At 61.6% G+C, this 23,097-nt stretch carries 25 protein-coding genes; 13 read left to right on the top strand and 12 right to left on the bottom strand.

Features of this window, described 5'->3' with window-relative positions; all coding sequences use genetic code 11:
• The 5 genes from glyA to V7D69_RS11905 form a co-directional block, all read left to right on the top strand.
• The coding region (gene glyA / locus V7D69_RS11885) for a serine hydroxymethyltransferase (protein WP_333605894.1) at nucleotides 1–1,122 on the top strand (1,122 nt) is incomplete at its 5' end.
• A 13-nt stretch (nucleotides 1,123–1,135) separates the two neighbouring features.
• Entirely contained in the window at nucleotides 1,136–1,612 is a 477-nt protein-coding gene (gene nrdR / locus V7D69_RS11890; RefSeq protein WP_324061677.1) for a transcriptional regulator NrdR, read from the top strand.
• Nucleotides 1,605–2,330 carry an RNA methyltransferase gene (locus tag V7D69_RS11895; RefSeq protein ID WP_324061675.1) on the top strand — a complete coding sequence of 242 codons (726 nt, stop codon included), beginning with the start codon at nucleotides 1,605–1,607 and terminating at the stop codon, nucleotides 2,328–2,330. Before nrdR ends, V7D69_RS11895 begins: the two co-directional genes overlap by 8 nt.
• Before the next feature lie 206 nt (nucleotides 2,331–2,536).
• On the top strand, nucleotides 2,537–3,151 hold the full coding sequence (rpsD, locus tag V7D69_RS11900) for a 30S ribosomal protein S4 (RefSeq protein WP_324061673.1): 615 nt from the start codon (nucleotides 2,537–2,539) through the stop codon (nucleotides 3,149–3,151).
• Between the two features lie 142 nt (nucleotides 3,152–3,293).
• Nucleotides 3,294–3,491: a hypothetical protein gene (locus V7D69_RS11905; protein ID WP_333605895.1), complete on the top strand. Its 198-nt coding sequence runs from the start codon at nucleotides 3,294–3,296 to the stop codon at nucleotides 3,489–3,491.
• Here the strand turns inward: V7D69_RS11905 and tgt are convergent, their stop codons facing one another.
• From tgt to V7D69_RS11950, 9 genes are all read right to left on the bottom strand, one after another.
• Nucleotides 3,492–4,619, bottom strand: a complete 1,128-nt coding sequence (tgt, locus tag V7D69_RS11910; RefSeq protein ID WP_333605896.1) for a tRNA guanosine(34) transglycosylase Tgt — start codon at nucleotides 4,617–4,619, stop codon at nucleotides 3,492–3,494.
• Between the two features lie 19 nt (nucleotides 4,620–4,638).
• Nucleotides 4,639–5,661 (bottom strand): DUF481 domain-containing protein, encoded by a 1,023-nt coding sequence (locus tag V7D69_RS11915; protein WP_324063459.1) that lies wholly within the window; start codon nucleotides 5,659–5,661, stop codon nucleotides 4,639–4,641.
• A gap of 17 nt (nucleotides 5,662–5,678) precedes the next feature.
• Entirely contained in the window at nucleotides 5,679–6,452 is a 774-nt protein-coding gene (locus V7D69_RS11920; RefSeq protein WP_324063461.1) for an ABC transporter permease, read from the bottom strand.
• The gene (locus V7D69_RS11925; RefSeq protein ID WP_333605904.1) at nucleotides 6,449–7,381 is read right to left on the bottom strand and encodes an ABC transporter ATP-binding protein; all 933 of its coding nucleotides are present in this window, start codon (nucleotides 7,379–7,381) and stop codon (nucleotides 6,449–6,451) included. The genes V7D69_RS11920 and V7D69_RS11925 overlap by 4 nt, the downstream gene beginning before the upstream one ends.
• Nucleotides 7,382–7,453: 72 nt before the next feature.
• Nucleotides 7,454–8,509 carry a tRNA preQ1(34) S-adenosylmethionine ribosyltransferase-isomerase QueA gene (gene queA / locus V7D69_RS11930; RefSeq protein WP_324063464.1) on the bottom strand — a complete coding sequence of 352 codons (1,056 nt, stop codon included), beginning with the start codon at nucleotides 8,507–8,509 and terminating at the stop codon, nucleotides 7,454–7,456.
• Nucleotides 8,510–8,573: 64 nt separating this feature from the next.
• Nucleotides 8,574–9,251 (bottom strand): peptidylprolyl isomerase, encoded by a 678-nt coding sequence (locus V7D69_RS11935; protein WP_324063466.1) that lies wholly within the window; start codon nucleotides 9,249–9,251, stop codon nucleotides 8,574–8,576.
• 87 nt (nucleotides 9,252–9,338) lie between these two features.
• The gene (coaD, locus tag V7D69_RS11940) at nucleotides 9,339–9,857 is read right to left on the bottom strand and encodes a pantetheine-phosphate adenylyltransferase (protein WP_324063468.1); all 519 of its coding nucleotides are present in this window, start codon (nucleotides 9,855–9,857) and stop codon (nucleotides 9,339–9,341) included.
• The gene (locus V7D69_RS11945) at nucleotides 9,857–10,765 is read right to left on the bottom strand and encodes a polyprenyl synthetase family protein (protein ID WP_324063470.1); all 909 of its coding nucleotides are present in this window, start codon (nucleotides 10,763–10,765) and stop codon (nucleotides 9,857–9,859) included. Before V7D69_RS11945 ends, coaD begins: the two co-directional genes overlap by 1 nt.
• Nucleotides 10,766–10,768: 3 nt before the next feature.
• Nucleotides 10,769–11,011: an exodeoxyribonuclease VII small subunit gene (locus tag V7D69_RS11950; RefSeq protein WP_333605897.1), complete on the bottom strand. Its 243-nt coding sequence runs from the start codon at nucleotides 11,009–11,011 to the stop codon at nucleotides 10,769–10,771.
• A gap of 145 nt (nucleotides 11,012–11,156) precedes the next feature.
• Between V7D69_RS11950 and purL the strand changes: the two genes are divergently transcribed.
• Entirely contained in the window at nucleotides 11,157–13,328 is a 2,172-nt protein-coding gene (gene purL / locus V7D69_RS11955; protein ID WP_333605898.1) for a phosphoribosylformylglycinamidine synthase subunit PurL, read from the top strand.
• A 1-nt stretch (nucleotide 13,329) separates the two neighbouring features.
• Here the strand turns inward: purL and V7D69_RS11960 are convergent, their stop codons facing one another.
• Complete coding sequence (locus tag V7D69_RS11960) at nucleotides 13,330–13,965, bottom strand: DUF1345 domain-containing protein (protein WP_333605899.1); 636 nt, start codon at nucleotides 13,963–13,965, stop codon at nucleotides 13,330–13,332.
• Between the two features lie 34 nt (nucleotides 13,966–13,999).
• Entirely contained in the window at nucleotides 14,000–14,881 is an 882-nt protein-coding gene (gene serB, locus V7D69_RS11965) for a phosphoserine phosphatase SerB (protein WP_324063142.1), read from the bottom strand.
• Between serB and miaA the strand changes: the two genes are divergently transcribed.
• The 4 genes from miaA (at nucleotide 14,874) to ilvC (ending at nucleotide 19,489) form a co-directional block, all read left to right on the top strand.
• Nucleotides 14,874–15,860, top strand: a complete 987-nt coding sequence (gene miaA, locus V7D69_RS11970; RefSeq protein WP_333605900.1) for a tRNA (adenosine(37)-N6)-dimethylallyltransferase MiaA — start codon at nucleotides 14,874–14,876, stop codon at nucleotides 15,858–15,860. The two genes, serB and miaA, sit on opposite strands and share 8 nt — an antisense overlap.
• Before the next feature lie 216 nt (nucleotides 15,861–16,076).
• Nucleotides 16,077–17,819 carry a biosynthetic-type acetolactate synthase large subunit gene (gene ilvB / locus V7D69_RS11975; RefSeq protein WP_333605901.1) on the top strand — a complete coding sequence of 581 codons (1,743 nt, stop codon included), beginning with the start codon at nucleotides 16,077–16,079 and terminating at the stop codon, nucleotides 17,817–17,819.
• Between the two features lie 25 nt (nucleotides 17,820–17,844).
• On the top strand, nucleotides 17,845–18,360 hold the full coding sequence (gene ilvN, locus V7D69_RS11980; RefSeq protein WP_324063147.1) for an acetolactate synthase small subunit: 516 nt from the start codon (nucleotides 17,845–17,847) through the stop codon (nucleotides 18,358–18,360).
• 109 nt (nucleotides 18,361–18,469) lie between these two features.
• On the top strand, nucleotides 18,470–19,489 hold the full coding sequence (gene ilvC, locus V7D69_RS11985) for a ketol-acid reductoisomerase (protein ID WP_333605902.1): 1,020 nt from the start codon (nucleotides 18,470–18,472) through the stop codon (nucleotides 19,487–19,489).
• A 146-nt stretch (nucleotides 19,490–19,635) separates the two neighbouring features.
• Here the strand turns inward: ilvC and V7D69_RS11990 are convergent, their stop codons facing one another.
• Nucleotides 19,636–20,058, bottom strand: a complete 423-nt coding sequence (locus V7D69_RS11990; RefSeq protein ID WP_324061624.1) for a hypothetical protein — start codon at nucleotides 20,056–20,058, stop codon at nucleotides 19,636–19,638.
• 35 nt (nucleotides 20,059–20,093) lie between these two features.
• On the opposite strand from V7D69_RS11990, the gene V7D69_RS11995 reads away from it, so the two are divergent.
• The 3 genes from V7D69_RS11995 to leuA all read left to right on the top strand — a co-directional run bounded on the left by V7D69_RS11995 (nucleotide 20,094) and on the right by leuA (nucleotide 22,978).
• Nucleotides 20,094–20,432: an I78 family peptidase inhibitor gene (locus V7D69_RS11995; protein ID WP_333605903.1), complete on the top strand. Its 339-nt coding sequence runs from the start codon at nucleotides 20,094–20,096 to the stop codon at nucleotides 20,430–20,432.
• A 3-nt stretch (nucleotides 20,433–20,435) separates the two neighbouring features.
• Entirely contained in the window at nucleotides 20,436–21,089 is a 654-nt protein-coding gene (locus tag V7D69_RS12000; RefSeq protein WP_324061620.1) for a TMEM175 family protein, read from the top strand.
• A gap of 221 nt (nucleotides 21,090–21,310) precedes the next feature.
• Nucleotides 21,311–22,978: a 2-isopropylmalate synthase gene (gene leuA / locus V7D69_RS12005; protein ID WP_324061618.1), complete on the top strand. Its 1,668-nt coding sequence runs from the start codon at nucleotides 21,311–21,313 to the stop codon at nucleotides 22,976–22,978.
• The last annotated feature ends 119 nt before the right edge of the window (nucleotides 22,979–23,097 follow it).

Here is a 23,097-nt window from a genome sequence, read left to right on the forward strand (position 1 = left end):
ACCAACAAATATGCCGAGGGCTATCCCGGCAAGCGCTATTACGGCGGCTGCGAATATGCCGACGTGGTGGAGAACCTGGCGATCGAGCGCGCCAAGCAGCTTTTCGGCTGTCAGTTCGCCAATGTGCAACCCAATTCGGGCAGCCAGATGAATCAGGCGGTGTTCCTTGCCCTGCTTCAGCCGGGCGACACGTTCATGGGCCTCGATCTCAATTCGGGCGGCCATCTTACGCACGGTTCGCCGGTGAATATGAGCGGCAAGTGGTTCAAGCCGATCCCCTACGGTGTGCGGCCCGACGATCACTTGATCGACATGGATGAAGTCGCCCGCCTCGCGCGTGAGCATAAGCCCCGGCTGATTATTGCGGGCGGCACCGCTTATTCGCGCATCTGGGACTTCCCCCGCTTCCGCGAGATCGCGGACGAAGTCGGCGCTTACCTGCTGGTCGATATGTCGCACTTTTCCGGCCTCGTCGCCGGCGGCGCCCATCCCTCGCCCTTCCCGCATGCTCATGCCGTCACCACCACCACGCACAAAAGCCTGCGCGGCCCGCGTTCCGGCGTGGTGCTGACGAATGAGGAGGACATCGCCAAGAAGATCAACAGCGCGGTGTTCCCCGGAATGCAGGGCGGCCCGCTAGTCCACGTGATCGCCGCCAAAGCCGTGGCGTTCGGCGAAGCGCTGCTGCCGGAGTTCAGGGCCTATGCCGCGCAAGTCGTCGCCAACGCTCGCGCCCTGGCGGCAAGCATCGCCGATTCCGGTCTCTCGATCATTTCCGGCGGCACGGACAATCACCTGATGCTGGTCGATCTGACAGCCAAGGATGTGACCGGCAAGGCAGCCGAAAAGGGCCTCGATCGCGCATGGCTGACCTGCAACAAGAACGGGATTCCGTTCGACAAGCGTTCGCCCTTCGTGACCTCCGGCATCCGTCTCGGCGCTCCTGCCGGCACTACTCGCGGCTTCGGCGAAGAAGAGTTCCGCCAGATCGGCCAGCTGATCGCCGAAGTCGTGGATGGCATGGCCCGCAACGGGGATGAGGGCGACGGGCAGATCGAGCAGCGCGTGCGCGACCGTGTCGCCACGCTTTGCGAGGCTTTCCCGATCTACCCGACCTTGTAAGGGAGGCCGCGGGTTGCGCTGTCCGTTCTGCGCTCACGACGATTCCCAGGTCAAGGACAGCCGCCCGACCGAGGATAACACAGCGATCCGGCGCCGCCGCCAGTGTTCAAGCTGCGGCGCCCGCTTCACGACGTTCGAGCGCGTGCAATTGCGCGAGATCACGGTGGTGAAAAGCAATGACGCGCGTGAGCCGTTCGACCGTTCCAAGATCGAGCAATCCGTCGCGCTCGCTTGCCGCAAGAGGGGCATCGATCGCGAAAAGATCGATCAGCTCGTGTCAGGCGTGCAGCGTCAGGTTGAAACCAGCGGCGAAGCCGAAACCTCCTCCATGGCGATCGGCGAGATGGTCATGGAAGGGCTGCGCTTGCTGGATTCCGTAGCTTATATCCGCTTCGCCAGCGTTTATCGCGCCTTCAACGAGGCCAAGGATTTCGAGGAGTTCGCGGGAACAGTGCGCGACGTCGCCGGGAAGGACGCGGAGGTTGAGTAACCGCACGCCGATAATAATCCTTGTGCGGCCCCAGCTTGGTGAGAATATCGGCAAGGCGGCACGGGCCATGCTCAACTTCGGGCTTACCGAGATGCGGCTCGTAGCGCCGCGCGATGGTTGGCCCAATCCCTCGGCGGGTCCAGCGGCGGCAGGCGCGGACGTGGTGCTGGAACAAGCGCAAGTCTTTGATACCTTGGCCGACGCGGCCGCCGATTGCGCCAATATCTACGCAACCACGGTGCGCAAGCGGGGTGTGACCAAGCCCGTAGTCACGCCTGAAGAAGCGGCGAGAGAGATTCGCGCGGCGCTGGGCCGCTCAGCTTATGTCTTCGGACCGGAACGCTCGGGCCTGGAAACTGACGATGTCGCCTTAGCCCGCGCGATCGTGACGGTGCCGATCAATCCCGAGTTCGGCTCGCTTAACCTGGCGCAAGCGGTAATCCTGTGCGCTTATGAATGGTCCAAGGGCATGAGCCTCGCACAGCCGCCAGCCGAAGATCTGCTCCCTCCTGCCCCGCAGGCGGAACTGGAAGGTCTGATCGCCCATCTTGAGGCCATGCTTGAACCGAAGAATTACTTCTTTCCTGAACACCGCGCCGACGTGAATCGCCGCACCTTGCGCAATCTTCTTACCAAGCCGGCTTGGAACACCCTGGAAGTGCGCACCCTGCGCGGTGTTCTTTCCACGCTCGAAAAGGATCGCCGGCCAAGCGAATAAGCCTTTGCGCCTTGACAAGCCGGCGCAAGCCCGTAAGGGCAACCCCTTCACACGGCTACTGCCTGTCTCGGGCGGGCTTGTCCTTTCGGCTCCGCACTCCGGTGAAGCGGTGGCCGCATCCCGCGCAATCGGCGGTGATGGTGCACTCCGGGAACTTATGGATCGCATGCCAAGGCGGCGTGCGACAGCAGAATGGAAGACGACTTATGTCGAAGCGCAAGAGCGCCAAGTACAAACTTGATCGCCGCATGGGCGAGAATATCTGGGGCCGTCCGAAGAGCTCGGTCAACCGCCGCAGCTATGGCCCCGGCCAGCACGGCCAGCGCCGCAAGGGCAAGCTTTCGGACTATGGCCTGCAGTTGCGCGCCAAGCAGAAGCTCAAGGGCTATTACGGCGACGTAACTGAGAAGCAGTTCAAGGCCACTTACCAGGAAGCCGCCCGCATGAAGGGCGACACCGGGCAGAACCTGATCGGCCTGCTTGAACAGCGCCTGGACATGGTGGTCTATCGCGCCAAGTTCGCGCCGACCATTTTCGCCGCGCGTCAGATCGTTTCGCACGGCCACATCCGCGTGAACGGCGTGAAGTGCAACATCGCGTCGCGCCGCGTGAAAGTGGGCGACATCATCAGCCTGGGCAACAAGGCCAAGGAAATGGCGCTCATCATCGAAGCGCAGAACCTGCCGGAGCGCGAAGTTCCCGACTACGTCGCGCCTGACGGGACGGACAAGGCGACCTTCGTGCGCGTTCCCTCGCTCGACGAAGTGCCTTATCCCGTTAAGATGGAACCGAATTTGGTCGTCGAGTTCTACTCGCGCTGATCCGACGGTCTTTTGACTTGCAGGAAAAAAGGGCGGTCCCTAGGGGCCGCCCTTTTTCGCATGTGCAGCAGCCTGTCGAAAATGCCGGTGTTCTGGCCGCTTTGTCAGGGAACTGACGCAGTTTTCGGGCATTGGGCCAGTCATGACACGCTATCGCTTCGTCACTCCTCATCGCACCGGCAAATGGTATCCCGATCTTGAAACCGCCAAACGCTTCGCAAGCGCGATCGGAGCTGGTTTCATGGATTCCCGCACCGGCCGTTTTTTCGCTTATGTCGGAACTCGACTGGAAATCGCGTCGGCCAGCACCATCGATGACGACATGACGGTCGCTGCCTGATTATTTCGCCATATAATTCCGCCGGAAGTCGGCGGCGAAGGAGGTAAAACGCCGTTCCACAATGGCGTCGCGCATCGCCTGCATAAGTTGCTGGTAGAACCAGATATTATGCTCGGTAAGTAGCATGGCGCCGAGAATCTCACCTGATTTTATCAAGTGATGCAGATAGGCGCGGCTGTAAGTGTCACAAGACGGACAGGCGCATCGTTCGTCCACCGGCCCCTGATCCTCCGCATGGCGCGCGTTGCGCATGTTGAGCGGACCGTTCCAAGTGAAAGCCTGCCCGTTGCGGCCGGACCGGGTGGGGAGCACGCAATCGAACATGTCGACCCCACGCTCGACCGCGCCCACGAGATCGTCGGGCTTGCCCACGCCCATGAGGTAACGCGGGCGGTCGGCGGGAAGCTGCCCCGGAGCGAAATCGAGAGTGGCGAACATCGCCTCCTGCCCCTCCCCCACCGCGAGCCCGCCGATCGCATATCCATCAAACCCGATATCGGTAAGCGCGTCCGCCGAAGCGTTGCGCAACTCTTCGTCAAGCGCTCCCTGCTGAATGCCAAACAGCGCCGCGTTTTCGGCGTGCGCGCCGCCGTTGTCGAATCCATCGCGGCTACGCTTCGCCCAGCGCATCGACATTTCCATACTGCGCGCGATCACATCGCGCGGCTGATCTATCCGAGAGCACTCATCAAAGCACATGATGATGTCCGAACCGAGCAGGCGCTGTATCTCCATCGAACGCTCAGGCGTCAGCTGATGCCGCGAACCATCGATGTGACTGGAGAAGGTCACCCCCTCCTCAGTGATCTTGCGCAGATCCGCCAGGCTCATGACCTGATAACCGCCGCTGTCGGTCAGAATCGGCCGCTGCCAGTTCATGAACTTGTGCAATCCACCCAGCCGCGCCACGCGTTCGGCGCCGGGGCGAAGCATCAGGTGGTAGGTATTGCCCAGGATGATATCCGCGCCGGCTGCCCGCACGTCTTGCGGCTTCATGGCTTTAACGGTGGCAGCGGTGCCCACCGGCATGAAAGCTGGGGTGCGGATGTCGCCGCGCCGCATACGGATCAGCCCAGTGCGCGCCCTGCCGTCCGTGGCGTGGATATGGAAGTCGAAACGGGGATTCATCTCCCGCCCGTTAGAGAAATCAGAAGCCGTAGACCAGCGAGAAGCGCGAGATCGTGTCCGTCTTAAGCGCCCCTTCCGGCGGCGAGCTTTCATGCTTGATCGAATAGGACAACTTCGCCTTCAGGCCCTTGGCCATGCCCGCCTCAATCCCGGTAAGCGAAGTGAAAGTGCTGTCATCCGATCCGATGTAGCTTGATGCATTCTGCGTAAGCTTGATCGTATCGTTGACCTTCCATCCGAAATCGATCGAGGTCAGCATCGACCAGGTGGTCTCGGAAGGTTCGTCGACAAAGATCGTTCGCCGCAGTGCGGGCCCCGCTTCCAGCGCGAGATTCAGATCGGGGCCGTTCAGCAGCCTGTATCCCAACCCGCCGGAGAATGAATAGCGGTCACGAAACCCCTGGATCTTGTCCCTCTCGTACTGCAGGCGGCCGTAAGTGAAGAGGTTATCATTCAGCGTATAGCGGGGCTGATAGCTTGCACCGTATTGCTCGCGGCTGATGACCCCGGAATCCTTCTGGTAATCGGCGGTGAGCTGAATCATATGTTCCCAGTCGATGCCCTTGCGGTCCAGCTTGAGCGCGCCGGTGACACCGAAATTGCTGGTGTTGCCGGTAGACCGGAACGCGCCCAGTTCGATCTGACCCTTCCACAGCTGCAGGACGCCGGAATTGCGAATGCGGTCCCTCTCGGCCTTGGTTTTTTCCGCCAGGCTTTGTGCCGTGCGGTCGAGATAAGCGCGCTGCATGGCACGGATTTCGTCCGCGTCGTAAGGTTGCGTGGCAAGGGCAACTTTCACCACTGCCGCCACGGTGGCCGAATCGCCGCTATGGATGGCTTCCTCAATCATGGCCTTGACCGAGGGCGCCAAGCGCGGCGGCTCAGCTGCGATGAAGGGCACCGGGTCGACGAACGGCGGCGCTTCCACCCGCAGAGGACCTGCGGGTGCAACGCTTACCTGCTCTACTTGCGGCTGCGCATGAGCGGGGGCGGCGATCAATAGAAACGGCAGGACTGCGAAGACGGGGGGGCGCGTCGACATGCGCCGTAAATACTCCTTCACGTGCGCAAGCGCCACCCGGTGCGAAAGATCCAGGCGATGAACGTGATGCAAATTGCGAGGAAAAACAGCGTCAGTCCCAACGACACCGCAATTGACACATCCGAGCTGCCGTAGAACGTCCAGCGCAGGCCGTTGACCAGGTAAACGACCGGATTGGCCATGGCGACCGCGCGCCAGGGCTGCGGCAGCACTTCGACCGAATAGAACGTGCCGCCCAGGAACGTCAGCGGCATCAGGATAAGCATCGGCACCACCGTCAGCTTTTCAAAGCTGTCCGCCCAGATGCCCAGGATGAAACCGAAAAGCGAGAAACTTGCCGACACCAGCAGGATATAACCCAAAGCGTAAAACGGGTGGGCCACCGTGTAATGGACGAAGAAGCTGGCGGTGACCAGGATGATCGCAGCGAGAAGCAGCGATTTGGTCGCCGCGGCGCCAACGAAGCCGACCAGCGTCTCCCCCACGCCCGCAGGTGCGGAAAGCAGTTCATAAATCGCGCCCGTGAAGCGCGGCATGTATATGCCGAAGCTGGCGTTAGAGGTGCTTTCGCTCAGCAACGTAAGCAATAGCAGGCCGGGCACGATGAAGGCCCCGTAATTGACCCCGCCCATCCCGCCCTGCATCTGCCCGCCGATGGCGGCGCCGAAGACCACGAAATAGAGCGTCGTCGTCAGGACCGGCGCGAGGATGGACTGCAACGCCGTACGAAAAGCGCGCAGAAGCTCCTGCTTGTAAATGGTCCAGGCGCTGCGGGCGTTGAACAGGCTCATGCTTCCCCTCCCTCCAGCAGGTTGACGAAGATGTCCTCAAGGCTCGATTCATGGATGTCGATCGTGGTGTAATCGATTCCGCCACGCGTTAGTGCCTTTGTTAGTTCGGCGACTTCGGCTGTTCCGGCGCGCCCGCCGCCGCCACGATAACACAGGACGGTGCCCCCCTCGTTCAACGATATCGGAAAGTGCGCAAGAGCGCTCGGCAGATCGGTCAGCGGCCTCGCCAGCGCGATCAGGGCCTCGGTTCGTCCCAGGCGCTCCATCATCGCCCGCTTGCCATCAACCATCAGGATCTCGCCCTTGTTGATGACGCCGACGCGGTCGGCCATTTCCTCAGCCTCCTCAATGTAATGGGTGGTGAGGATCACGGTCGTCCCGCGCTCACGCAGCTGGGCGATCTGCCGCCACATATCGCGACGCAGTTCCACGTCCACACCGGCGGTCGGCTCGTCAAGGAACAGCAGTTCGGGTTCGTGGGCCAATGCCTTGGCGATCAGGACCCGGCGCTTCATACCGCCAGACAGCGTCCTGACCTGCGCATGGCGCTTATCCCATAGGCTGAGCGCACGCAGGATTTCCTCTACTCGCGCCGGATCGGGTGGAAGCCCAAAGAGCCCTCGCGAATAACCGACCGCGCGCTGAACCGGCTCGAACATGTCCGTCGCCAGTTCCTGCGGAACCAGTCCGATGCGCGCCCGCAATCGGCGCCAATGCGCGGACATGTCCTCTCCAAACGCGCGAATCGTGCCAGAGGTCGGGCGCACGAGACCGCAAACAGCGCCGATCAACGTCGTCTTGCCAGCCCCATTGGGCCCGAGGAGGGCGAATATCTCGCCTTTCTCAATGGTCAGTTCCACGTCCTTGAGCGCGGTGAGACCCCCGGCGTAAGTCTTCGTCAAGCCGGTTATTTCGAGAATGTGAGACATGCCGTCCAGCATGGCGGAGCAAGGCGCGGCTTCCAAGCCATACCCGATGCTTTTCGTCGAAAAGACGGCGCTCTACCTGTCTTGTTCCGGCCCCCAGTTATCCGGCAGCAGCAGGCTTGAATCGCCATAGGAGTAAAACCGATATTCTTGCGCGATGGCATGGGCATAAACCGCCTGCATCCGCTCCAGCCCCATGAGAGCGGAAACCAGCATGAAAAGCGTCGATTTCGGCAAATGGAAATTGGTCATCAGCCCGTCGACCGCCCGGAAGCGATAGCCGGGCGTGATGAAGATCGACGTGTCGCCTTCAAATGAGCGGATCATGCCGTCTTCTCCGGTCGCGCTTTCGAGCAAACGCAGCGAAGTCGTGCCCACGGCTATCAGCCGACCACCCTCCGCCCGCGCGGCATTGAGGCGGGCCGCCGTATCGCTCTCTATGCGGCCCCATTCGGCATGCATGCGGTGATCGGCAGTATCCTGTGCCTTAACCGGCAGGAACGTGCCAGCGCCGACATGCAGGGTCAGGGTTTCGCGTTTGACGCCCGCTTTATCGAGCCGATCCATCAGCTCAGGCGTGAAATGCAACGCCGCCGTGGGCGCGGCAACAGCCCCCTTCTCACGCGCGAATATGGTCTGGTAATCGCTGGCATCCGCCTCATCCGTTTCGCGCTTGCCCGCGATATAGGGCGGCAGCGGCATCCGCCCGGCCCGTTCGAGCAGGACCTCGACCGGCTCGTCTCCCTCGAACAGGAGCGTCCAACTTCCGTCCTCGTGCCGTTCCTCTGCCCGTGCCGCGACATCTGCAGGAAACGCGATCCGGTCTCCGGCACGCAGCCGCTTGGCGTTGCGCACGAAAGCCTGCCAGCGCCTGAGATCGATCCGCTTGTGCAGCGTGGCACCGATCCGCGCCTCTCCCCTCCAGCCTTCGAGTTGAGCGGGAATGACGCGAGTGTCATTGAACACCAGCACATCTCCGGACCGCAACAATCTCGGCAGATCGCGCACGTGGCTGTCGGCAAAAGGACGATCCCCCTCGACCACCAGCATACGCGCCGCATCGCGGGGCCTGGCAGGACGCAAGGCTATCCGTTCGGGCGGCAGCTCAAAATCAAAAAGGTCCACGCGCATGGTGCGGCGCGCTAAACGAGAGAAAGGCGCCGGGCAAGTTCCAGCGCAAGCCGGAAATGATCCGTCAGTTTGACTTCGCGGTGCCCAGCTGGCTTGCCGCGATCGGAGCCGCGGCGGGGGTGGGCGCAACCAAGGGAGGAACCTTGTTCTGCGACGCGAGGGATGCCTGCACGATCTTCGTGGGGTTCTGCGGCGGTTCACCCCGCTGGATCTTGTCGACCCATTCCATTCCCGAAATCACGCGGCCGAACACGGTGTATTTCCGGTCAAGCGCGAAGCGCGGATAGAAAACGATGAAGAATTGACTGTTCGCGCTATCGGGCTCGTTAGTACGCGCCATCGAGACCGTGCCCCGTAAATGCGGCATCGCGTTAAATTCCGCCTTGAGGTCGGGAAGCTTCGACCCGCCCTGCCCCGTACCGGTGGGATCCCCGGTCTGCGCCATGAAACCGTCAATCACTCGGTGAAAGATGATCCCGTCGTAAAAGCCCTGCTGGACCAGCGTCTTGATCCGTTCCACGTGATGTGGCGCCCATGCTGGCATCAACCGGATCGCCACCCGCCCGCCATCGGACAAGTCCAGAAGCAGCACATTGTCCGGATCGTGCGTCGGGTCGGGATCGACGAAAGTTGGCAATGCCGTGGGAGCCGGGGTCACCGGCTCCGGCTTCTTGGCGGTCGCTGGAAGGGCCATGAGGGCGGCGCCCATCATCAGTGCGGTAAGAGGCAGGCGAAACTTCATCGAATACTCACAAGCTCGGGCCGATCCATGACTAGGCGCGATAGAGCGCCGCCGCTGTCGACACAATGAACGATTGACTTGGCGCGATCAGTAATCGCCCTGAAGTCCGGTCTGCACGATCCGCGCGGCCACGTCGGCACGCACCGCGGGGCTGACGAACTTCGTCACGTCTCCACCGAAGGTGGCGATTTCCTTGACCAGCTTGGACGCGATCGGTTGCAGGCTGACATCGGCCATCAGGAACACCGTCTCGATGTTCGGATTGAGCTGCTGGTTCATGCCCGCCATCTGATATTCGTATTCGAAATCGGCGACGGCGCGCAATCCACGGATAATTACCGTGGCGCCCTGCTTCTGCGCGAATTTCATCAACAGGGCGTTGAAACCCACCACTGAGACATTGTGGATATTCATCGCCGCCACTTCGCGCTTCACCATCTCGATGCGCTCTTCCGGCAAGAACAGCGGGTTCTTCGACGGGTTGGTGGTCACGCCGATAATCAGCCGGTCGACCAGCTTCGCGCCGCGCCGGATGATGTCGGCATGGCCAAGCGTGATCGGATCGAAAGTGCCGGGATAGACTCCCACGCGCTCTCCCTGCGTCATCAATGATCCCTTTCGATGATGTAACGTGCCAGAGCACGCAGGAGGTCGGCCTCCCGCCCATGTTGCCCCAGATGCCCGACGGCCTGCTCCAGCAGCATCCGCGCCTGATCGCGCGCACGGTCCGGCCCCAGCAGCGATACGAAGGTCTGCTTGCCCGCTTCGGCATCCTTGCCCACGGCCTTTCCGGCGCGGATGGCGTCGCCCTCGTGATCGATAAGATCATCGGCAATCTGGAAGGCCAGGCCAATGTCCCGCGCATATCCGCGCAGATGCGTGCGCCCTTCGGGTGGAATGCGCCCGAGTATCGCACCCATTTCCACCGCCGCTCCCAAAAGCGCGCCAGTCTTGAGCTGCTGCAGGCGAGTGACGGTTTGCAGATCGAACTCTGCGGTTTCAGCCACCATATCCATCATCTGGCCACCGGCCATCCCCTGCGCCCCGCTGGCATGACCGAGAGTCTGCAGCAATTCGACGCGCGTAAAGGGATCAGCGCTGGTGGCAGGGTCAGCCAAGACTTCGAACGCGAAGGCATGAAGCGAATCGCCCGCCAACACCGCGGTCGCCTCATCGAACGCGACGTGCACGGTCGGCTTGCCGTGACGCAGGGCGTCATTGTCCATGCAAGGCAGATCGTCGTGAATCAGTGAATAGACGTGGATCGCCTCTATCGCGATCCCCGCGCGTATCGCGGCGGAGCGTTGAACGCCGTACATTTCGGCGACGGAAACCAACAGCAGCGGCCGCAACCGCTTGCCCCCGCCGATTGCGGCATAACGCATCGCCTCGACAAGCCGCGCCCGCGCATCGTTCGGCACTGGCAGCAACGCATCGAACGCGCTGTCGATTTCCTCGGCAATGCGGGAGAGCCCTTCGGCCAGCAGCGAATCAGTCACGCCAGCGGCGGTCACAATTCAACGTTCCGGCGTATCGAACGGCTGGGCGCCGACGGGCACACCGTCAGGCCCGGTTACGATCCGTTCTATCCTCGCCTGCGCCGCATCAAGCCGTTTCTGGCAATGCTGGCGCAGCCTTTCCCCTTTTTCATACAGCGAAATCGAATCCTCAAGCGGAACGTCACCACTTTCCAACTGGCGTACTATAGTTTCGAGAGCGCGCAGAGCGTCCTCGAAGCTGAGTTTCTCGATTTCTTCCATCTCTCCTACCATGGTGCAGCAATGGCCGCCCTGCTTCTCACGGTCAAGGCGAAAGCCGGAGAATCAGAGGGATTGCGCTACCGCTTCGGCATTGGCGGGCGCGGCGGGCTAGCGCGCGCGAAAGGACAAGGCTAAGGCGCGTCGCATGAGCGGAATCACCCCTGACGTCGTAGAGGCGCATGGCCTCAGCCCCGAAGAATACGAACGCGTGTTGCACGCGTTAGGCCGCGAGCCGAACCTGGTCGAACTCGGCATCTTCTCGGTCATGTGGTCGGAGCATTGCTCGTACAAATCCAGCCGCTTCCACCTGAAGAAGCTGCCGACCAAGGCACCCTGGGTCATTCAGGGACCGGGCGAAAACGCCGGGGTAATCGACATCGGCGATGGGCAGGCGGCGATCTTCAAGATGGAGAGCCACAACCATCCCAGCTATATCGAGCCTTACCAAGGCGCGGCAACAGGAGTCGGCGGCATCCTGCGCGATGTCTTCACGATGGGCGCACGCCCGGTGGCGAACATGAATGCGCTGCGCTTTGGCCGGCCGGATCACCCCAAGATGAAGCATCTGGTACAGGGCGTGGTGGCCGGCATCGGCGGCTACGGCAACTGCGTGGGTGTGCCGACCGTGGGCGGAGAGACCAATTTCCACAAGGCTTACGACGGCAACATCCTCGTCAATGCCATGACCGTAGGCGTGGCCGATACGGACAAGATATTCTATTCGGCGGCAACGGGCCTGGGAAATCCAATCGTCTATGTCGGTTCCAAGACCGGCCGCGACGGTATTCATGGCGCCACCATGGCCAGCGCGGACTTTGATGAGAACAGCGAGGAAAAGCGCCCTACCGTTCAAGTGGGCGACCCGTTTACGGAAAAGTTGCTGATCGAAGCGTGCCTCGAATTGATGGCGACCGATGCAATCGTCGCGATCCAGGATATGGGCGCGGCGGGCCTGACCTCTTCCTCCGTGGAAATGGCAAGCAAGGGCGGCGCAGGCATCCGGCTTAACATGAACAAGGTGCCTTGCCGCGAAGAAGGCATGACTCCTTACGAGATGATGCTTTCGGAAAGCCAGGAGCGCATGCTCATGGTCCTGAAGCCAGGAAAGGAAGCCATGGCTGAGGCGATTTTCCGCAAGTGGGAGCTGGATTTTGCGGTGATCGGCGAAGTGACCGATACCGGCCACATGGTGCTGGAATTCAATGGCGAAGTGGTCTGCGACATTCCGCTTGGACCGCTTGCTGATGAGGCGCCGGAATACGAGCGGCCTTACGTCTCGGCTCAGGAATACAAGACCTGGGCCAACGTTCCTGCCCTGGGTGAAGCGCCTGAAAGCACGGATATCGGCGCGGATCTGCTCAAGCTTATGAGCTGCCCGGACTTGGCCTCGCGCCGCTGGATATGGGAACAGTACGATAGCCAGGTCGGCGCGGACACCATGCAAAAGTCGGGCGGCGATGCCGCGGTCGTGCGTGTTCACGGTACGCGCAAGGCACTGGCGATCAGCACCGATTGCAGCCCGCGTTATTGCTACGCCGATCCTTACGAAGGCGGCAAGCAAGCAGTTGCGGAGACGTATCGCAACATTAGCGCGGTGGGCGGCCTGCCGTTGGCTATCACCAACTGCCTCAATTTCGCAAACCCGCAACGCCCCCAGATCATGGCGCAGATCGTCGGCTGTCTGAACGGCATGGGCGATGCCTGCCGTGCGCTCGATTATCCGATCGTGAGCGGCAATGTCTCGCTTTACAACGAGAGCAAGGCGACCGGCGGCGGATCGGCAATCCTGCCCACCCCCGCGATCGGCGGAGTCGGATTGCTGGCGGACCATGACAAGATGGCTACGATCGCCTTCAAGGCCGAGGGTGACGGGATATTCCTGCTCGGCGGCCCCGACAGCAGCTTGGGCACGCACCTGGGCCAATCACTCTGGCTGCGCGAAATCGCCGGTCGCGAAGCCGGTGACGCGCCGCCGGTCGACCTCCAAGCCGAAGCCAGGAACGGCGCCGTCGTGCGCGGATGGATCGGCGAAGGCAAGGTAACTGCCGTGCATGACGTAAGTGACGGCGGCCTGCTCGTCGCGCTCTCGGAAATGGCGCTGGCGAGCGGTTTGGGCTGCACTCTCGACGTCGAACTCTCCACGGCGCAGGCGTTCGGCGAAGACCAGTCACGCTATCTCCTGACCGCGCCAGCTGGTGCCCAACTGCCTGGCGCGATCAGGATCGGCGCTGTCAGCGGCACCAAAGTTGCCGGCGTGGAAATCGCGGCCTTGCGCGAAGCGAATGAGGCGTTCTTCCGCGACTGGATGCAGGGGTGAGCTATGCCGGGCCCAGGCCCGCGAGGACGTTCACCGTCAATGCCAGAATGCCAAGGTTAAACGCGAACGCGAAAAGCCCGTGAAAGGTCGCGACGCGGCGCATCGAGGTTTTCGTAATGTTGATATCGGCCGTCTGACAGGTCATCCCGATGACGAACGCGAAGTTAATGAAGTCCGAAAAATCCGGCACGCAATCGCCCGGAAAATCAAGACCTTTCTCATCACCCCCTTCGCTGATGGAATAATAAAGACGGGCATAATGGAATGCCAATATCACATTGGTGAAGGTCCAGCTTGCCAGCAGGGTTGCGATCAGCAGAGCGATCCCTCCCGCCTCCAAATGGTTCTTCTCAAGGATCAATTGCGCGAGCGCGGCCAGCACGACCGTGCTGATAAGCCCGGTGAGCAGCAACAGCGCAACCTCGCCTATATCATCCCGCGCGGCCTGGCGGCGCATGGAAGCCGCGTCGCCGGTGCGCCAAAGCGGAACGCACGACAGCAAAAAGGCGAACACCGCAAGATCAAAGCCGGCCACCAGCGCTTCGCCTCGACGCATAATCAGCGCGCAGCCCGGAACTGAGAGCATGAGAACCGCCAGAAACAGCACATAGCGCGGATGCTTCAGCCTCTCCTTCAATCCGTTTCTCCCGCCTGAGGTTTGGGCAGAACTTCTATTTCACCCATTCGCTTTCCGGAATGCCCAAGAGCCGGAGCACGTCCGTCAGATCGCCACGATCGATCCATCCGTTCGCCGCGGCGCGGGCCTTGGGCTTGGCATGATAGGCGATGCCGTAAGTTGCCGCTTGCAGCATCGGGATATCGTTGGCACCGTCCCCCGTGGCGAGGCTGGCCGCATCCTCGCCCGCCGTTTCCATCTCGGCCAGCAAGGTAGCCTTCTTCACGGAGGAATCGACGATATCGCCGATCAGCCCTCCCGTCAGCTTGCCGCCCGCCACATCGAGACGATTGCCCACGACATATTCGAAACCCAGCTTTTCTGCGACCGGATCGGCGAAGTGGTGAAACCCGCCCGTGACCAGCACGGTTCGGCAGCCCAGCTTCTTGAGCGTTTCCACCAAGACCTTCGCACCGGCCATCGGCCGAATGCGGGAGGTGAGGCATTGTTCGATGGCGTCGATCGCCAGCCCGTCAAGCAGTCCGACCCGCTCGCGCAGGGCCTGTTCGAAATCCAGTTCGCCCTGCATCGCGCGTTCGGTAATGGCGGCTATGCGGTCCTTCAACCCCGCGAAATCGCCAAGCTCGTCAATACATTCCTGCCCGATCATGGTGGAATCCATGTCGGAGATGAACACCCGGGGCACGACCGGCTCATCAGCGGTAACAAGCCCGTCAGTCGTCCCGAAATGGTTGTCGAGCGCGGTCCGCAAAGCGGCTGCATCGTCGTCGGGCGAGGCGATCTGCATGGTCTGCCCACAAAAATCGAGCATTGCCGCTGACGCGATCCGTACGCCGGATTTTTCCAGATCCGCCCGCGCGGCTTCGAGTCTTGCCGAAAGATGGTCCGGTTCTGCTATCAGGCGGGCGATGAGCACTGCGAATTTCCTTGATGCGCCTTACGATATAGAGGCCGGCGACCGGCCACCGCTGGCGCTCATCGCAGGGCCAACCGCCAGCGGCAAGAGCGATTGTGCAGTCATGCTTGCACGGCAACTGGAACGGCGCGGCCGGCATGCGGTGATCGTCAATGCCGATAGCTCTCAGGTCTATGCCGACTTGACTGTGCTCAGCGCCCGCCCGACGCCCGAAGAGATGGGTGACATCGAGCATCTGCTGTTCGGCGCCTGGGATGGGGCGACGAGTTGCTCTGCGGCGGATTGGGCCGCTGCGGCGCGCGAGACCATCGCCGGCGTTCATGTTGAAGGCGCTGTGCCTATTCTGGTGGGCGGAACCGGCCTTTATATCCGAACCCTATTAGAAGGAATCGCTCCGGTGCCCGCCATCGACCCGCATGTTCGGGCGGAAGTGCGCGCTCTGCCCATCGAAGAAGCTTATGCCGCGCTTCGCCGCGAAGACGCCGCGCGTGCCGAGCAGCTTGCCCCCGCCGACGGCGCGCGCATTGCCCGCGCGCTTGAGGTTGTCCGCTCTACCGGCAAGCCGCTCACGCACTGGCAGGCGCGCAAGGAGGGCGCCATCGATGGAGCGGTGACGCTTTTCCCGGCGATCCTGCTTCCTGAGCGGCATGCGCTCTATGCGCGCTGCGATCAGCGGTTCGCCCACATGATCCAACGCGGTGCGCTGAACGAAGTCGAAACCTTGCTGGCACGGGGACTCGATCCCGACTTGCCGGTGATGCGTGCGATCGGCGTGCCGGAACTGTCCGGAGTCTTGGCCGGCGCGTGGAGCATCGAGGAAGCCGCGGCCCGCGCATCGCAAGCCACGCGCAATTACGCCAAGCGCCAATATACCTGGCTCCGCCACCAGCCGCCACCTCAGTGGCATCGGTTAGAATTTGAAAATTTTCAAGATAACTCTCATATAGATATTTTATTACATATTTTCGGATTGACCTGACAGATACGTTCAAATAGGGGCATCCCTCATCCTTCAGCGGAAATATTTTCGCGAGGATGGCGGACTGGGCGCGGCGATTGTCGCGTCGGGTCGGTTTCATTACAAAGCGCTTATATCTCCGAAATGCTTGTTTCCGGAGACAACCCTTCTATGGGTGCGCGTTTCGGATGCCTTCCGAGATTTCGGGCGGCGCATCGAATCGAGAAGGAATGTGTTGTGAGTGAAGAGCGCAGCGGCGCGAGCATCCTGGTCGAAAGCCTGGTCAAGCAGGGAGTCGAATTTGTATTCGGCTATCCGGGCGGCGCCGTGCTTCCGATTTACGATGCGCTCTTCGGCGATGAACGACTCCGCCATATTCTCGTGCGCCATGAGGCTGGCGCGGCGCACGCTGCGGAAGGTTATGCCCGTTCGACCGGCAAGCCCGGCGTCGTGCTCGTCACTTCGGGGCCAGGCGCCACCAACGCCATGACGGGCATCGCCGATGCGTTCCTTGATTCCATACCGCTAGTGGTCATCAGCGGCCAGGTTGCAACCGCACTGATCGGTTCGGACGCGTTCCAGGAAGCTGACACGGTCGGCATCTCCCGCCACTGCACCAAGCACAATTACCTGGTGAAGGATCCCGCCGATCTTGCGAACGTGATCGACGAGGCGTTTCAGATCGCCACCACCGGCCGTCCCGGCCCCGTGTTGATCGACATTCCCAAAGACGTCCAGGTCGCCACTGCGGTCTGGCATGAGGGGGCAACTCAGCGGCGGCACCGTTACGCGCCGCGCACGCTCGGCTCCGGCGAGGAAATCGAGCAGGCAGTCGCAATGATCGCCGCTGCGAAGGCGCCCGTGCTTTACACCGGCGGCGGCGTCATCAACTCGGGCCCGCGGGCAACGGCGCTGCTGCGCGATCTGCAGGCGAAGACCGGCGCGCCGGTTACCTCCACACTGATGGGCCTGGGCGCCTTTCCCGCCGAAAGCGCCGATTGGCTCGGCATGCTGGGCATGCATGGCACGTATGAAGCCAATATGGCGATGAATCAGGCGGACCTGATCGTCTGCGTCGGCGCCCGCTTCGACGACCGCGTTACCGGTCGCCTCGACGCTTTCGCGCCCAATTCCCGAAAAATCCACATCGACATTGACCGATCCTCGATCAACAAGACGGTCCACGTGGACCTGCCGATCGTGGGGGACTGCGCCAAGGTGCTCGAACAGATCCTCGACACCTGGGGCGATCGCAAGGCGCAGGACCTGACCGCGTGGAAGGCCCGCATTGATACCTGGCGTGAGAAGAAGAGCCTCTTCTTCCCGGCCAATGCGGATGCGATCATGCCGCAGCTGGCTATTCAGCGGCTTTACGCGCTGACCAGGGACAAGGACCCAATCATTTCAACCGAAGTCGGCCAGCACCAGATGTGGGCGGCGCAGCATTTCCACTTCTCAGGCCCGAACAAGTGGCTGACCTCGGGCGGGCTGGGCACGATGGGATACGGCTTGCCTGCCGCGATCGGCGCGCAGGTCGGCAATCCGGGCAGCCTTGTCATCGACATCGCCGGCGACGCCTCGATCCAGATGAACATCCAGGAGATGGGCACCGCCACACAGTACCATCTGCCGGTCAAGGTCTTCATCCTCAACAATGAGTGGATGGGCATGGTGCGGCAGTGGCAGGAACTGACCTATGAGAGCCGCTATTCCAGTTCCTATTCCGACAGCCTGCCGGATTTCGTGAAGCTGGCGGAGGCATACGGCTGGAAGGGCATCCGCATTGAAAACGAAGGCGAGCTGGACGCCGGTATCCGGGCGATGATCGATCATCCGGGCCCGGTGATCGTGGATTGCCGAGTCCACAACGAGGCCAACTGCTTCCCGATGATTCCTTCGGGCGCGGCGCACACCGAAATGATCCTCTACGGCGATACCGTGGCAGGAACCATGGATGACGCCGCTAAAGCGCTTGTCTGACCCGGCCGCGAAGGAACGCATGACGATGCACATCAAGCACGAAGCCGAGGAGCGGCACGTCCTGACCGTGACGGTCGACAACGAGGCGGGCATCCTCGCCAAGATCGCCGGCCTGTTCACTGCGCGCGGCTACAATATCGACAGCCTGACCGTGGCCGACATCACTGAGAACCATGCGGTGAGCCGGATTACCATCGTCACACACGGCCCGCCCAATCAGATCGATCAGATTCATGCCCAACTTGAACGGCTGGTGCCGGTTCACAAGGTGGTGGATCTGACGGAGGCGGGGCCTCACGTCGCGCGCGAACTGGCGCTCGTGAAAGTGGCCGGGGCGGGGGAAAAGCGCGTCGAAGCCCTGCGCCTTGCCGACATCTTCCGCGCCAAGGCGGTTGATACGACGACCGAGAGCTTCATCTTCGAACTGACCGGCGCGCCGGACAAAATCGACACCTTCGTGACGCTGATGCGTGACCTGGGCCTCGTCGAAGTTGGCCGCACCGGTATTGTCGCGATGGTGAGAGGGGCTGAAGGAGCCTAAGAATTTTCAATTTGCGTCGTCCCGGACTGGTCCGGGGACGCTGGCCTTCCAGCGCGGCGCATGAACGACAGCGATCCCGGCCTTCGCCGGGGTGACGGAAGGAAGACCGATGAAAGTCTACTACGACGCCGATTGCGACATCAATCTCATCACCAACAAGAAGATCGCCGTACTAGGCTATGGCAGCCAGGGCCATGCTCATGCGCAGAACTTGCGCGACAGCGGCGTCAAGGACGTCGCCATTGCCCTGCGCGAAGGTTCGGCCACCGCTCGGAAGGCCGAAGGCGCCGGCTTCAAGGTGCTTTCGAACGCCGAGGCGGCCAAGTGGGCCGACATCGTCATGATCCTTGCGCCAGACGAGCACCAGGCCGCCATTTACGCCGCCGACCTTCACGATAATCTCAAGCCAGGCGCGGCCATCGCTTTTGCCCATGGCCTCAATGTCCACTTTGGCCTGATCGAGCCCCGCGCCGATATCGACGTCATCATGGTCGCGCCCAAGGGGCCGGGCCATACCGTGCGCAGCGAATACCAGCGCGGCGGCGGCGTGCCCTGCCTTGTCGCGGTTCATCAGGATGTGACCGGCAATGCGCACGACATCGCCCTGGCTTATGCCTCGGGCGTGGGCGGCGGCCGTTCCGGCATTATTGAAACCAATTTCCGCGAGGAATGCGAGACCGACCTGTTCGGCGAGCAGGCCGTGCTCTGCGGCGGCACCACTGCCCTGATCCAGGCCGGCTTCGAAACACTGGTGGAAGCCGGCTACGCGCCCGAGATGGCGTACTTCGAGTGCCTGCATGAGCTGAAGCTGATCGTCGACCTGCTGTATGAGGGCGGCATCGCCAACATGCGCTACTCGATCTCCAACACCGCCGAGTATGGCGACATCACGGTCGGCCCGCGGATCATCACCGAAGAGACCAAGAAGGAAATGAAGCGCGTCCTGGCCGACATTCAGTCGGGCCGCTTCGTCAAGGCGTTCGTGATGGACAACCGCGCCGGCCAGCCCGAACTCAAGGCTGCCCGCAAGGCGGCGCTGCGCCACCCGATCGAGGAAACCGGCGCTCGCCTGCGTGCGATGATGCCCTGGATCGCGAAGAACGCACTGGTCGACAAGACCAAGAACTGATCCGCAAGAGCATCGGAAAACACGCGCTCCCGGTTCCGCCCAAGCGGAGCCGGGAGTTGTCGTTCAAGGCCGGCTCCCGGACCTTTCACCAAGAATCGCGCCGCGCCCGCGGAAGGCGGGCCCCTGCTTTCTAATTCACGCGGTATTCACCGGATCACTTCGGCCGTCACCCGGTGAAAAAATGGATGATGCGGCGTCGCGCCATGATGGATATTGATGAATATTCCCGCGCAAAGCATCGCCAGTTTCGCTTCGGTTGCGGCGATTTCCTCGCTGTTGCGAACGTCTACATGCAGCTTGAGCTTGCCGTCGAATTCGAAGTGGACTGCATGAGCGTTGGAAAACTCCGACCTGAGTAGATCAAGCAAATTGCCCAGTTCGTCACTGATGGTGTTGTTTCGCTGCGGTTGCGGAAACAGCTCTACCTGCGTGACCGGCATTGCGTCGGACATTTTGCATTCCCCCATGTTAAGGGCGTATTCTAACAGATTAGAGGGAGCCTTGCATGGAAACAACGCAGATCGGCGTGCGGCAATGCCCGCGCGACTTGCTTTGAAAATAGAGGACATTTCCCAGAATCGGCAAAGGCGATATTATCGCCGCGATGCTACGCCAAGCCCCCTTCCCTCAGCGACTCGCCACCCAACTGACGTTTGCCCTTGCCGGCTTGCTTGCCCTTGCCGGCTGCGCAGCCGAGTCACTGCCCCCGGAATCTTCTCCGCCGCCGGTCGCCGAGGATACCGATTGCGGCGCGCGAATGCTCGGCGCTTATGTCGGCCATAAAGCCACTGACGAGGTGATGGCCGCTATCCGCCAATGGCGCGGCGACAATCCGGTGCGAATGCTCAGGCCCGGATCTGCCATGACGATGGATTACCGTCCGGGCCGGCTTAATGTGTTCCTCGACAATCAGGACCGGATCGAAAAATTCGGGTGCAACTGACGCTTGATCGCTGCGCACCCGGCGCTCATCAACGTTGCCATGGACGAAGAACAGGTCATCGAAAGGCAGCAAGGCGTCGCACGGATAGAGGCATTTTCCGACGGAGTGCTTGCGATCATCATCACGATCATGGTGCTGGAACTCAAGGCCCCGGCGGCGGAAGGCGTGCAAGCACTATGGAGGTTGTGGCCGGTGTTCCTGGCCTACCTGCTGAGCTACGCCTATGTGGCGATTTACTGGGTCAATCATCACCGCCTGTTCAGCCATGCCCGCGTGGTGACCGCCGGCTTGCTGTGGTCCAACATGGCGCTGCTTTTTTCACTCTCGCTGGTGCCGTTCTCGACCGCCTATCTTGGCGAACATCATTTCGGTCGCGACGCGACACTGATCTATCTTGCAACGATGATGCTCACCTCCGTGCTCTATGCTCCCCTGCAACGCGAGATCGTACGGACGGGCGCGCAGGACAAGGCGGCGCGCATTTATCATCGGGCAACATTGCGCAAGGGGCTGGCCGCCACCGCGGTCTATGCTGCGGGCATGCCGCTGACTTTTCTCTCGCCTTTATTCGGGGTGGCCTGCGCCGCTCTAGTCGCGGTGTTCTGGATGCTGCCCTGGGGCCCGCTCGACCGCCTGTTCCTCTGCAAAGAGCCCTAACGTGATCGATGCGATCGGTCATGATGCAAACGCCGTTTTCCCTTTACATCCACGCGAGCGATGCCCATAGGCAAGCCCATGACTCCTCGTCTCGGCCTTACCCTGCGACTTACCCGCCCTTGGGCGTGAAGTGACGCGTCGCTCGCTTGCGGCGCGCTCGGCGCCCAAGGGAACTTAAAGACGGCCCGACCCGCAGACGAATTTTCCGAGCGAGACATATCATGACAATGCTGAAAGACCCCTCGGTCAAGTACCGCCCCTTCCCGCAGATCGACCTGCCGAATCGCCGATGGCCCTCGCAAGTCATCACCAAAGCGCCACGCTGGCTTTCCACTGACCTGCGCGATGGCAACCAGGCCCTCATCGATCCGATGGGTGCCGAGAAGAAGACGCGCTTCTTCGACCTGCTCGTCAAGGTCGGCCTCAAGGAAATCGAAGTCGGCTTTCCCGCCGCGGGCGCGACCGAGTTCGATTTCATTCGCGGCCTGGTCGATGCCGGCCGCGTTCCCGACGACGTACTGGTGCAGGTCCTCACGCAATCGCGCCTGGATCTGATCGAGCGCTCTTTCGAAAGCCTGGCCGGCGCGCATGCCGCAATCGTCCATCTCTACAACGCGGTTTCGCCGCTCTGGCGCCAGGTCGTGTTCGGCCTGGAAAAGAATGAGATTCGCGGCATCGCCGAAACCGGCGCGAAAGTTCTGCGCGATCAGGCCGCAAAATATCCGCAAACCAAGTGGCACTTCGAATACAGCCCGGAGACCTTCTCCACCGCGGAACTCGATTTCTCCATCGAGTGTTGCGAGGCGGTAATGGACATCCTGCGCCCCACGCCGGAACAGCCGATCATTCTTAACCTGCCAGCCACGGTAGAGGCGGCAACGCCGAATATCTATGCCGACCAGATCGAGTATTTCTGCCGTAATCTGCCCAACCGGGAAGCAGCCGTCATCTCACTGCACACGCATAATGACCGGGGCACCGGTGTTGCGGCGGCGGAACTGGGCCTGATGGCCGGCGCGGATCGCGTCGAGGGCTGCCTGTTCGGCAATGGCGAACGCACGGGCAATTGCTGCCTGGTGACAGTCGCCCTTAACATGTACACCCAAGGCATTGATCCTCATCTGAATTTTTCAGACATCGATGAGGTGATCCAGACCGTCGAATACTGCAACCAGTTGAAAGTGGCGGAACGCCATCCCTATGGCGGCGAACTCGTCTTCACCGCCTTTTCCGGCAGCCACCAGGACGCGATCAAGAAGGGATTCGCGGCGCAGGAAAAGCGCAACGATGAACTCTGGGCCGTCCCTTACCTGCCGATCGATCCGGCTGACCTGGGCCGCAATTACGAAGCGGTAATCCGCGTCAACTCGCAATCCGGCAAGGGCGGTTTTGCCTGGGTGATTGAGCAGGACCAGGGCCTGAAGCTGCCTAAGCGGATGCAGCCGCACTTCTCCCGGCACGTTCAGGATCTGGCAGACGAATTGGGCCGGGAACTGCAAGCAAGCGACATCTGGGAGGTGTTCCGCAAAGTCTATCGCCTTGAAGCACCGCAGCACTTCCAACTCGTCGACTGGGATGAGGGCAAAGGACCTGACGGGGCTCGCGTTTTTGCGGGCAAGATCGGTGTGGACGGCAAGGTACAGTCCGTCTCCGGGCGCGGAAACGGCCTGATTTCCTCAGTAACGGCGACACTGGCACAGACCTTCGGCGTGAACCTGGAAGTGCGCGATTATGCCGAGCATTCCATGGGCCACAGCTCTGACGCGCGGGCCGCTGCCTACGTTGAATGCGTCACTCCCGACGGCCGCACGATCTGGGGCGTGGGCATCGACGAAGACGTCGCCACAGCCAGCGTCCGCGCCGTATTGAGCGCAGCAAACGCAACCTGACGGTTTCCCTGCGATCCGTCCCGAAACGGGGCCGCGGCGCGCGCGCAGGGCGCTACGGTGGGAGCGCAAGCTCTGTGCCTGGAGCAACATCCGTTTTATCTGCGCCAACATCCGTTCGT

The sequence above is a fragment of the Novosphingobium sp. genome (assembly GCF_036733805.1).
Classification (GTDB): Bacteria; Pseudomonadota; Alphaproteobacteria; order Sphingomonadales; family Sphingomonadaceae; genus Novosphingobium.